This window comes from Oligoflexus sp., from assembly GCF_035638955.1.
In the GTDB taxonomy this organism is placed as follows: domain Bacteria; phylum Bdellovibrionota_B; class Oligoflexia; order Oligoflexales; family Oligoflexaceae; genus Oligoflexus.
The window spans coordinates 1-9,105 of record NZ_DASQYZ010000235.1 but is presented as its reverse complement, the minus strand read 5'-3'; the positions used below and the strand labels follow the sequence as shown (position 1 = coordinate 9,105).

General features: G+C 51.0%; 12 protein-coding genes and 1 pseudogene. 7 read left to right on the top strand and 6 right to left on the bottom strand.

The window, feature by feature from the left end:
• The 5 genes and pseudogenes from VE954_RS21845 to VE954_RS21825 form a co-directional block, all read left to right on the top strand.
• Positions 1–552 (top strand): annotated as a pseudogene (locus VE954_RS21845) (hypothetical protein); the annotation flags it as partial.
• Positions 553–694: 142 nt separating this feature from the next.
• Positions 695–1,042, top strand: coding sequence for a hypothetical protein (locus tag VE954_RS21840; RefSeq protein ID WP_324956732.1), 348 nt, complete (start codon positions 695–697; stop codon positions 1,040–1,042).
• 36 nt (positions 1,043–1,078) lie between these two features.
• Complete coding sequence (locus VE954_RS21835; protein WP_324956730.1) at positions 1,079–1,975, top strand: DNA cytosine methyltransferase; 897 nt, start codon at positions 1,079–1,081, stop codon at positions 1,973–1,975.
• Positions 1,976–1,994: 19 nt separating this feature from the next.
• Positions 1,995–2,609 (top strand): hypothetical protein, encoded by a 615-nt coding sequence (locus tag VE954_RS21830; protein ID WP_324956729.1) that lies wholly within the window; start codon positions 1,995–1,997, stop codon positions 2,607–2,609.
• Positions 2,610–2,799: 190 nt separating this feature from the next.
• Complete coding sequence (locus VE954_RS21825) at positions 2,800–3,549, top strand: C1 family peptidase (protein WP_324956727.1); 750 nt, start codon at positions 2,800–2,802, stop codon at positions 3,547–3,549.
• A 119-nt stretch (positions 3,550–3,668) separates the two neighbouring features.
• Here the strand turns inward: VE954_RS21825 and VE954_RS21820 are convergent, their stop codons facing one another.
• From VE954_RS21820 to VE954_RS21795, 6 genes are all read right to left on the bottom strand, one after another.
• Complete coding sequence (locus tag VE954_RS21820) at positions 3,669–4,193, bottom strand: hypothetical protein (protein ID WP_324956725.1); 525 nt, start codon at positions 4,191–4,193, stop codon at positions 3,669–3,671.
• Between the two features lie 173 nt (positions 4,194–4,366).
• Positions 4,367–4,972 (bottom strand): hypothetical protein, encoded by a 606-nt coding sequence (locus tag VE954_RS21815; protein WP_324956723.1) that lies wholly within the window; start codon positions 4,970–4,972, stop codon positions 4,367–4,369.
• 511 nt (positions 4,973–5,483) lie between these two features.
• Complete coding sequence (locus VE954_RS21810) at positions 5,484–5,756, bottom strand: hypothetical protein (protein ID WP_324956721.1); 273 nt, start codon at positions 5,754–5,756, stop codon at positions 5,484–5,486.
• A gap of 71 nt (positions 5,757–5,827) precedes the next feature.
• Positions 5,828–6,076 (bottom strand): hypothetical protein, encoded by a 249-nt coding sequence (locus VE954_RS21805; protein ID WP_324956718.1) that lies wholly within the window; start codon positions 6,074–6,076, stop codon positions 5,828–5,830.
• Positions 6,077–6,102: 26 nt separating this feature from the next.
• Positions 6,103–6,585 carry a hypothetical protein gene (locus tag VE954_RS21800; protein WP_324956716.1) on the bottom strand — a complete coding sequence of 161 codons (483 nt, stop codon included), beginning with the start codon at positions 6,583–6,585 and terminating at the stop codon, positions 6,103–6,105.
• Positions 6,586–6,665: 80 nt separating this feature from the next.
• Complete coding sequence (locus tag VE954_RS21795; protein WP_324956714.1) at positions 6,666–7,388, bottom strand: DUF2786 domain-containing protein; 723 nt, start codon at positions 7,386–7,388, stop codon at positions 6,666–6,668.
• A gap of 346 nt (positions 7,389–7,734) precedes the next feature.
• Here VE954_RS21795 and VE954_RS21790 point away from each other — a divergent pair, with 346 nt between their 5' ends.
• Entirely contained in the window at positions 7,735–8,451 is a 717-nt protein-coding gene (locus tag VE954_RS21790) for a hypothetical protein (protein WP_324956712.1), read from the top strand.
• Positions 8,452–8,798: 347 nt separating this feature from the next.
• Positions 8,799–8,969 carry a hypothetical protein gene (locus tag VE954_RS21785; RefSeq protein ID WP_324956710.1) on the top strand — a complete coding sequence of 57 codons (171 nt, stop codon included), beginning with the start codon at positions 8,799–8,801 and terminating at the stop codon, positions 8,967–8,969.
• Positions 8,970–9,105 lie beyond the last annotated feature (136 nt).

The following is a 9,105-nucleotide window of genomic DNA, read 5'->3' as shown; positions in this document are numbered from 1 at the left end:
TTATGGAAATTTATAAAAATTAACCGAATGACATTGGAGGAAAGGGCGCATGCTGCCAAGGCGCTGACCGCCATCGCTCGCCAGGCGGCTGAGGATATTCATGACGATATGCCCCGGCGATTCACGCTTAGAAATTCGTGGGTGCAGAAGGGGGTCCGCGCGGACTCCGCCAATCGGACATCATTGATGGCAAGGGTTTATGACGTTGACCCATACATGGTCAAGCAGGAGGAAGGACAGTCCTGGATTCCAGACGGTCATGTTGCGATTCCTGCTGGTGTCCGAACATCCAAATCCACGCCAATTCCAAAGGGCATGCTGCCGCGAGCGCTTCGAAGCCGGACGGATGTCTTCAAAGCGGATTTCTCGACCGATGGCAAATACAAACCGTTTCCGCTGTTTGGCCTCTTCCAGCGCGCGGGCAGGGGAAAGCTTCGGGTATTATATCTGCTTAAGGATGAGAAACACACGAAACCGGCGTGGGATTTCGCGGACCAGGTGTCCAGATCCGTGGACCGCAATATTGCGCGCGAATTTGAAAAGCAGGGGTGAGGTCAGGTTGGGTATGGGCAGGCACTCTGTGCGAGCATGCCGCGTAAAAGCTTCGGAAAAATTCATCGAAATACTCGCAATAACAGATACCGAGTAGCGTCTAATAAAAGCTTGCCGAACACTTCCAGACAATGGGACAAACATGCGTAAATTCCAGACAGAGGCACAGATACGGAGCGAGGCGCTGGCCAGGATTGAGGAAGTCTTGACCACAATGTCTGTACGGCTTGATTCAGCGCAGAAAAGTGAGCCCAAGGATCCCGTGATGCGTCAGCGGCACTGGGCAATGAAGCGGGCATTGAACAGGATCGAATTTGAAATGTTGATTGCGCTCGGTGGCGCTGCTGAAGATCCAGATTCAACGCTGCTCGCCGCAGAAATTGAAACAGGCGTGAAACTAGCCAAGGTCATATATCTGAGGCCAACTTCGGTAGCTGCAATCGCTTCGATACAGAACCAAACCATCGATACGAAAAAGGAGAATCTATAAAGACAAACGCCTGTTTTAAGAACGGAGTGGGAGCAATTGCTTAATGCCTTGGATTTGTTTTCCGGGTATGGAGGTCTCTCACTTGCACTTGCCCCTTGGGCCAAACCAGTCGCTTACTGTGAAATCGAGCGATATCCCCAATCAATCCTGCTCTCACGAATGGAAGACGGCTCATTGCCCCGCGCACCGCTCTGGGACGACGTCCGAACCCTCGATGGCAAGCCATGGCGCGGAAAAGTTGATATCATTTATGGAGGTTTCCCCTGCCAGGACATCTCTGTTGCGGGAACTGGCGCTGGCTTGGCAGGAAAGCGAAGCGGCCTTTTTTTTGAGATCGTGCGGCTGGCCGAAGAAATCGAGCCCAGTTTCCTTTTCCTCGAAAATGTCGCCGCAATCCGCTTGCGCGGTCTGGACCGAGTTGTCGGGGAATTTTCCGCCAGAGGCTATGACTGTCGCTGGCGTATGCTATCCGCTCAGGAGATCGGCGCTCCGCACAAACGCAACCGCTGGTTCCTGCTTGCTGCCCACGCCGACCGCGTCCAATTCTGGAAACAACAGGTCAACGAAGAACGCGAAGGTACGGCCATCGCTGCATCAGATGGCCCGCCGCAACCTTTGGCCGACGCCTACGGTTCACGGAAATTATCAGGACAAGCAGCAACAGGGATCGCACTTGATCGGCCTCGCGACCGCAGTGCGCCAGTGGCCGACACCCCTTGCCCGAGACTGGAAACATCCAGGGGGAAACCGCAATACAACACCGCTGAGCGGACTGGTTGGTGGGCCATTGAACCCGGAATTTGTAGAGTGGTTAATGGGTGTCCCAATCGCGTGGACAGAATCAAAGCCTTGGGCAACGGAGTGGTGCCGCTCCAAGCGCGAGAAGCATTCCGCAGCTTGATGTTTGTGGAAAGCAGCGAACCGATTTCATAACGAAACGAAGGATAACTCAATGAAAGTTGTGCCTCATCAAATTGGACATTTTACTAAGCTGGCCAAGCAATTTCGTGATCATTGGAAGAATGACGAAGAAAATGCGAAGCTGAGGGCCGCTAAGTGTTTTTCCAAATGCCAGGAAATGTCGCTGGCACAAGCTCAGCACATCATAGCTTTGGAGCATGAGTTCGATAGCTGGAAAAGCCTGACCCAGGCGACAGCACTCCAGTTGCGCCTTGCCATTGTGATGAAAAAGGAGCCCCTTTTGAACAACTTCGGAATTGGGGTGGCTGGTGTAGCTCATTGGGACGACTATTGGGCAACTCTCGTCAAAAGGCGCGCGGATTTACGTGCGAGTCATTCGAGGATTGAAGAGACTGCGAGGTGGCTGGGCGTCTTTATAAAGCCAATCAAAACCATCAATACTCGATCATCCAGCTACGGACTGAAGCATCGTGTTGAAAGGGAAATCGGTTATATTACCAACGGAGTATTTATTGCTGCCGCCATGATCGCTGGATACCCTTATCGCACTCATGACGGCTCTCCGAACGTATATTTTGGAATGAGCGAGCAGTCCTGGAAACCCATAAAGGCAGCCCAGCAAGCGCGCGGAGAATTCTATTGCTAGGTGACTGTAAAAGCTGGCATCCGGCCAGGAAATGTGAAAGTCATGCTCGGCGATGCCAGGAGCCTACTATTTGTCAACAAGGGATTGGGACCGCAGTGTTTACCTGATTGTAAACACAGTCTTTCTTAGCTTTACGGTTGCACCGGGTTATCCTCTGAGAAGCCCAATGATGGGCATTTGAAGGATTTTGATGACCGAAAAGAGAAAGCTTGGTTGGCTGCCCGACACCCCCGATGAGCGGGACAAGCGTTTTACCTCCAAACGAACCGCAACTGGTTTCGCGAAATCTATTGATCTCCGAAAGCGATTCTTTCGCGCATGGGAGCAGGGCGATCTCGGTTCCTGCACCGCGCATGCTGCCGGGGCCGCTGCGATGTTCCTCGATGTCTACGACCGCGATATGCCGGTTGTCGTTCCCGCGAGGCTCTTCATTTACTACGCGACACGCTCGCTTGAAGGCACCCAAAAGACTGACGTGGGCGCCAGCATCCGCAGCACAGTCAAGGCCATCGTCACCTGGGGATATCCACCAGAAGACAAGTGGCCATACAATATCGAGCGGTTTGCGGTTCGCCCCTCGGACGACGTAATCGCGCTGGCAGCGAAGGAACGCATTAAAACGTATCAGCGCCTCGGTCGCGATCTCGACGAGTTCCGCGAGTCCCTAGCCGAGGGCTACCCAGTCATTATTGGTTTCAGCGTTTACTCATCGATCTATGGACGCAATGTGAAGAAGACCGGGGTTATCCCTGTGCCCAAAGCCGGCGAAAAGCTGGAGGGCGGACATGCGGTCCTGGTAGTTGGCTACGACGACACGAAGCAGGCGTTGATCATCCGGAATTCTTGGGGTGAGGACTGGGGCGAAGACGGGTATGGATATCTTCCATACCGGTATATCGAAGATCCGAAGCTATCCGGGGATTTCTGGACAATTCGGTAAAGCACAATTTCTCCCTGGCTGTATGTTCAGGCAGGGAGAAACACGCAATGTCTATACGCGTGAGCGAATGGTTTTTCGCGACGTCCACTTGAGGCACGAAGTTCTCAAACTGCAATTGCTTAGGCCGCTCCATCCGTCGCTTTCGAAAGTGACGCTACTCTCAGATCTTTGGCGATCTGCTCGATGCCTCGATCCCCTTTATACTTATCGAAATGTTTGAAGTCTTCTGCGGAAAAAACCACTTTCTGCCATGAAGTAGTGGCGTCATGATTTTTTCTGATAATCTTGGCCGGGATAACATACAACTCAACGTCACTAGGTCCGTCGAAGGACCGAGCGTTTTCGCGCTTCACTATCTTTCCTACATTCAGTCGAACGAAGATCAAATAGTCGAAAGCATAAAGCTTTTCTTCCTTCAAAGGGAATCCTCGGACTCCATTCTTCAGTCTGCTTTTAACCTGTATGCGAATCTGCCGTTTAGACTTGGACGCGTCTGGGTGGATGCAGATAATGTCATAACCGTCATTGTTTGGTGGAGCTTTATAGGCAAGGATATTTCGTCTCATAAGATAGCCAAGTACAAGGTACTCGGCACCATGCGAGATTACCGGAAACTGGAGCCACTCATTTCTTGTCTTCGTCATGATTTATCTCGCCTGAGAAAGCCGATAAAGTCATGTCGACCGAATCGCGACTATTCTGGACGGGAAACTTCTGCCTAGTCACCCATTCTTGATCACACCAGGAAAATCTCCGATGGCAGTCGCTGTTTCTCTCCCGATATGGTAAGAGTCTTCGCGACTATCGCAGTTCTTCTTCAAGGCTGTTCTGCATTCCGATCTCCTGACTGCAACTGACTATATTTCTCCTTGGCTGCCTCCAAATTCTTGGATAGATGGGTAAGGATCAACCCAGCTGAAGCGACAATTGATATTGGTTCTTTGTCGCTTAGGTCCGCTATTTCTTCCAGCATTTTGTTCAGTCCGTCTGCTGCGGATTGGGTTGCTTCATAGGCATTCAAGAAGTTCTCATCAGACTTCAGGTTATAAACCCTATTAGCATCCAGCGCTCGTCCACACTCCTGCTTCAGCTCTTCACTTTTTTTCTTCAGAAAAGCCTTGGACTTGGCCAGCTTTTTCCGATCGACGCGCACGGGGTAAATGCGCCCTGCGGCTACCTCATTCTCCAGCCACTGCAGGTCATCGTCGAGATACTCATACGACGACTGGCGTCCGTCCCTGACTACCTCGGCTTCAATGAGTCCATCAAATCCCCGAAGGATAGCCGATTTGGACATCCCTGTCGTTTCAGCCAACTCTTCGGCTGTGTGCCGCTTCTTCCTTTTTCTCTTTTTCAGATCCATAAACCAGGCGGGAAAGCGCGTTGCGCCATTGCTTTCCTCTGACATGCTACCGATTATCATATTGACCTATCCCTTTGGAATTGGATATAAACAGGTGTTAACTTATAGTTTGTGGGCGCGGTCATTGGCTGCGCTTTCTTTTTTTTAGCACGCACGCACCACCCCGGTGCCTGCACCTTGCGACTCTGACGCCGTTCTCAGCCTCGGTATTTCCGGACCCGAGTATAGTTATAACGCGACGCGTCGCGTTTTGCAACCAAAACTTGTTGAGGCCCCCTTTCGGAGGCCCGGACTGGCTTGGGATTGCCGGTCCTGAAATCAATAACCTATCACTTCATTCTCCGCTGTCTGTGCAGTTCCTTCACAATTTCACTCATATTATCTGCGAGGTTTTCGTGAGCATCAATCAGATGACGCTCCAGGCATTCCCGAAACACCTTTTTCACCCTCGCGACATTAATCACCTTTTCGTTTGCCAGGACCGTGATAATGAGGTGCTCAAATGACATTTCATCAAGCAGTGCATCAGCTGTATGGAACCTCTGGGAACGCTGCTTGGTTCGAGTGCCCTTCATAGCTGCACCCCATGTTCCTTGATCGCTCGCTGCATGTGCTCATCGAGGTCCCTCCCCTCCATGACTGCCTCACGGCCAACCTGATAGACCTTCGGAATCCGGGTTACCGGGACCACAAGGCCTGCGCTATGCTTCCTGAACGCGTCCCCAATCACCTTGTCGATATAATTTGATGCCATGGTCTTCGAGCGCTTGGACTTCGCAGGGTCTTTAAGCGTTGTTACCGCGTTCATAAGCTTAATGTAGTCTTTGATATGATATGCTGCCATGGAATTGTCCTTTATAAAGCTCCCCCGGAGGGGAGCGGTAGTTTAGCCTCGATACTCGATCGGGATTCGGGTCACAACTTCGGTTTACCTGCGGCTCTGGACTGGTTTACGCAATCCATGATTTCGTCAAAGTGATCATCGAAAGCCTGGCGGGCATCGATCACCTGCCGCCGCAGGTATTCACCAAAGATTTCCCTTACCCGTGCTTCGTCCAGGCGAAACTTCCTTTTCTGCAACTCGACAAGGAAAAATCCGTAGGTGAAACCCTTCAGCAAATCGTCAGTACGGTGGAAAGATCTGGAAATAACTTGCAGGTTCATCTGTATGTGCTCCGAGGTGTTCCTGTTCAATGAAATTTGTTACGTGAGGGTGTTGCTTCTTGTTGCCGGTCGAGCCAATCATCAATGTCGTCCGTCCAGTACAACTCTGAATCAACTCGCATGATCAATCCGCGCTTCAACATGGTGCTTTTGAACTGGAATCGAAGTCCGTGATACGCGGTCGGAAATGCCTCCTTGAGCATGTTGCTTAGAGTCCAGGTCGTGTTGCCAACGGTGACGGTTTCCTTGGTCCCATCGAGGTGCTCATCAAACATTGCGTCGGCATCGAATGGGCTTTCGAGCAGAAACTGCTTTATGATCCATTCAATGGGGCCGACCCCAACACCGGGCAGAACACGCGTCACGTTCTGGGAATGGCACATGCCGCACTTATTGACATTCGCGGGTGCCAGAATCGTTGTATGCTTGCAGTCAAGACAGTATGGGCTTGATCTTTTCCAAGCCAGAGATTCGAGTCTTTTCATGATATCGTGTCTGATATTTTGCATATCGCTATCCCATATTTTGAAAATGGTTGATTTGCAGAGGGCCGGAAGCTGCCGCTTGCAGCTCCCTGACTAGAGACTCGTCAAGCTCCCAGATAGCGGCCAGACGCCGATGACTGGTGACTTTTCTTGAGCGCGGTGGATAACTCAAGGCTTCTACCCGCTTCCTTGCCTGCGCTGATTGCGGCTCCATCATTGGCAATGCGTATATTGGAGGATCTCTTTTGAAGAGGACCGAAGTTTTCGCGGACAAATTGGTCAATCGCGGCGGAGCCTTTCCATACCAACCCCGTTTCGGTTTGCACCTTTCCCCTTTTGGCTTCGAGCTTCTCGATTATGCCCCTGGTCAGGCCCGAATAGTATGCCTGCCTGCTTTTCTCCGAGGCTTGATTCGCTGCTTTGTATTCGTGCCACAGACGTTTGTAGCTCCTTCTTAAGAAGGCTTCGGTATACAGTGCCACTTCAAGATTGAGAGGTTCGCCTATGTAGCAATACCTTTTGTGCCAGATCCTTCTACCAGTGTCTGACCGCCCGCCGTAGATAGGCTTGACAATAATTTTCACGAAAAAGTGCTTCTGAAGGATTGCAATGATCCACTTGGTTTCGACCGCCTCAGTCTTAACGCCCTCGGTCTCATGCGACGATACAGTCGATTCAGAAAGATCCTGGGTTGACAGATTGTGGCGAAGAAGCAGCTCGTTCGCTCGCTCCATTGCGACAGCGGCTTCGTGCTCATTTTCACTCTCTGCCAGAGCAAGAAGTTTCCTGATCTTGTCCATGATTCTCGCATTCACGTCATTTCTCATAATTCTTTTCCTTAACTTATAGTTTGTACCGGATTATCCGGTAATTTGTTTATAACGCGACGCGTCGCGTTTATCAAAAACTTTATTTGTGTGGGCGAAAAGTAAATGCTTTGACAAAACGCGACGCGTCGCGTTATTATAGAGATGTGCTTGGGAATACCGGGCGAGAACGGGATCAGCCCCGCCAGGTGCTTGCTCCGGGATGGTGCGTGCGTGCTAAAAAGGGTTGGGCAAGCCTTCAAAAAGCTGGAAACTCGCGCTGGGATTGAGTCCTGTTGATTTTTCCCTAGGCCAATCTTCTGAGATATGCCAATATCCCAGCCTTTAAAGGCAATAGGGGTTTACCATGCGCTTCGCTAGATTTTTGAGTCTCAGGCTGATGGACCTCGGATCAATCGCACTTCTCGTTTCATGCGTCACGTCACAATCCGGAAAACCATTCTCGTATGAGGATTACCAAGCTGAGCGAGAGGTGCGGCTTCAATCCCTGAGCGTGCTGCTCAAAAACACTCGATCAGCGCTATTCAGTGACAAGACCCGGTTCGATCATTGCTTTGTGGATGGCTCAAACCAAAGACTTCCAGGAAAACCTAAAGCAGCGGTCAAGATTAGCGGCCCAAAATCAGGTAAGCTAACCCTGGTCGAGATATCAACTCCTGAGGAGGCTAAGGATGACGCCGAATTTGAGCGCTGTGTGCGTGTGGCGATCAACCGCATGGATGTTGACCACGAGAGTGAGTTTTTCAACGATCGCGTTGCCGTTCTGAGCCCGAGTTGGACCGAGCCCAGTGCGACGATGATGGAGCCATCCAAGGTTCAGGTCCCCGCTGGTGAAGTCTGCATGCTCTTGATCAGGCAGTTCTACAAGTTCAAGAAATGGGACGTAAGGAAGGTCGGCAATCAGAAGGTCAGTGACAGCCCGAACAAATTCGGAGACGAGGACATCATCGTTTGTTCCAGCCAGGATATTCCAGCCCACTTCAAGTGGGACCTCAAAGAGGTCAAAGTCAGATATCCCAGTGAAGATCTGGATGGATTTATTGTCATGGACGGGTTTGAATGACTGCGAAATAGGCAGAGCCTATGCGTCATCGGCGCGTTCACGGCATCAGCGCACCGAATGCGTAGCTGTCCCACGCATGCATGTCATCGGCGCGCAACCAATGGATGCGCACCGAATGCGCGCCAATCAAGCTTTGAGCTGGCATGCATTCGAGCAGGTCCCGGCATCGCCGCCGAAGATCTCTAACGTCATGCTCGAAACCAAATAGACAGACGGTGGGCTTTTCGTGATCAAAGGGCTCTGTCTTTGGCGCGCAGTTGGGGTTTCGCCAGAAATTCGCAATAAAGCCTCTGGGCGGGAGTCTGAATTTCAGCTTTTCTCAAGACGCCAAATGGAGATTATTACTGATGAACGACGATCTTACAGCTCAAGATGTTCCCCCCAAAATTGCCCTACGAAGCTCCAACTTTCAAAAGAAAAAAACCTATCTTGGCAACAGGATTCGGTACGGGGTGAAATGGGGCAAAGTTGCCAGCAGAATGGTCCTGTTTGGTTTGATTCCAGCATATCTCGTGTAAGCGCCCCAGCAAGTCACGGTTAGACTCCGTCCCCACCTGATCGTATCCTGCCTCATCACCCGCAGTTGGTGATCAAAATACAGTGGTTTAAAAGATGATCATTTTCGGCATTTGGTAAAAATGCAAAACGCATTAG

Bases quoted from the DNA above. Each gene is read 5' to 3' on its own strand.
- VE954_RS21805 (WP_324956718.1), bottom strand. From the start codon at position 6,076: ATGAACCTGCAAGTTATTTCCAGATCTTTCCACCGTACTGACGATTTG.
- VE954_RS21785 (WP_324956710.1), top strand. From the start codon at position 8,799: ATGAACGACGATCTTACAGCTCAAGATGTTCCCCCCAAAATTGCCCTA.
- VE954_RS21830 (WP_324956729.1), top strand. From the start codon at position 1,995: ATGAAAGTTGTGCCTCATCAAATTGGACATTTTACTAAGCTGGCCAAG.
- VE954_RS21810 (WP_324956721.1), bottom strand. From the start codon at position 5,756: ATGGCAGCATATCATATCAAAGACTACATTAAGCTTATGAACGCGGTA.
- VE954_RS21815 (WP_324956723.1), bottom strand. From the start codon at position 4,972: ATGATAATCGGTAGCATGTCAGAGGAAAGCAATGGCGCAACGCGCTTT.
- VE954_RS21825 (WP_324956727.1), top strand. From the start codon at position 2,800: ATGACCGAAAAGAGAAAGCTTGGTTGGCTGCCCGACACCCCCGATGAG.
- VE954_RS21790 (WP_324956712.1), top strand. From the start codon at position 7,735: ATGCGCTTCGCTAGATTTTTGAGTCTCAGGCTGATGGACCTCGGATCA.
- VE954_RS21820 (WP_324956725.1), bottom strand. From the start codon at position 4,193: ATGACGAAGACAAGAAATGAGTGGCTCCAGTTTCCGGTAATCTCGCAT.
- VE954_RS21840 (WP_324956732.1), top strand. From the start codon at position 695: ATGCGTAAATTCCAGACAGAGGCACAGATACGGAGCGAGGCGCTGGCC.
- VE954_RS21800 (WP_324956716.1), bottom strand. From the start codon at position 6,585: ATGCAAAATATCAGACACGATATCATGAAAAGACTCGAATCTCTGGCT.
- VE954_RS21795 (WP_324956714.1), bottom strand. From the start codon at position 7,388: ATGAGAAATGACGTGAATGCGAGAATCATGGACAAGATCAGGAAACTT.